Here is a 1,182-nt window from a genome sequence, read left to right on the forward strand (position 1 = left end):
TCAGTTGAAGCAGTCTTTGACGGTGCCGGCGCAGTTGGTGGGGTCGTTGTTGGTGATGGTGGTTTTTTCGTCGAGGGTGACGTGGCCTTCGTTGTTGAGGACGCCGCCGGCGACTCGGTGGAGTTTGGAGGCGTCGGTGGCGGTGTTCTTGGTGATGCGGGTTTTGGTGAGGGTGACTCGGCCTTCGTGGTTGAAGATGCCGCCGCCGTTGGCGGCGGTGTTGCCCTTGATTTCGGTGTCGCGGATGGTGAGGGTGGCGTTGTCGTCGCGGCTGTCGGGTTGGGTTTGGAAGCCGTCTTCGACCTTGAGGAGGCTGGGTTCGCCGTTGTAGATGCCGCCGCCGAAGTGGCCGGCGGTGTTGTCGGCGATGGTGCTGTCGGCGATGGTGGCGGTGGCTTCCTGGCCGGTGGTCAGGGTGTCGTGGTTGCCGCCGGTGTTGTAGATGCCGCCGCCGTTGTTGCTGGTGTGGTTGTTGGTGATGGTGACCTTTTTGAGGTCGAGGTTGGTGTTGTGGGCGTAGATGCCGCCGCCGTTGTCGCAGGCGGTGTTGTTCTTGACGGCGGATAGGACGATCTTGACGAAGCCGCCGGTGGTGAACAGGCCGCCGCCGTTGCGGTCGGCTTTGTTGCCTTCGATGTCGGTCTTGAAGATTTCGATGCTGCCGGCTTCGTCGCGGCCCTCGATGAGGGTGTGCGGGTAGCGGTCGTCTTTGCCGTGGCCGTTGGCGATGCCGCCGCCGTTGTCGCCGGCGGTGTTGTTGGCGATGCGGGATTCGGTGACCTTGAGGACGCCGATGGTGAAGATGCCGCCGCCGTTTTCTCGGGCGTGGTTGTTGTCGATGGTGCTCCAGTCGACGTCGACGCGGCCGAAGTTGGCGATGGCGCCGCCGTTGCCGCCGGCGTTGTTGCTGGTGAGTTTGGTCTTTTCGAGGTGGGCGCTGCCGCCCCGTTCGACCAGGAGGGCACCACCATCAGCCTCGGCTTCCCGGCCGTCCTGGCCGGACGAGAACGCGGTCCCGGCGTCGAGAGCCTGTGCCGCCTGGGCGGCCGGGGCCACCTGGACCGCCGGGGCAGCCTGGACCGCCGGGGCGGCCGGGGCGGCTGCTCCGTGTGCTGCCTCGGGTGCCTGACCGCCCTGACCGCCCTGACCACCCGGAGCACCCTGCGGACCCTGCGGGCCCCA

Annotated in this window: 1 pseudogene; it reads right to left on the reverse strand. The window is 66.6% G+C overall.

Annotated elements, in window-relative coordinates:
• Positions 1-1,182 (reverse strand): annotated as a pseudogene (locus tag ACIQG9_RS29820) (hypothetical protein); the annotation flags it as partial.

The sequence above is a fragment of the Micromonospora sp. NPDC092111 genome, assembly GCF_044755745.1.
In the GTDB taxonomy this organism is placed as follows: domain Bacteria; phylum Actinomycetota; class Actinomycetes; order Mycobacteriales; family Micromonosporaceae; genus Micromonospora.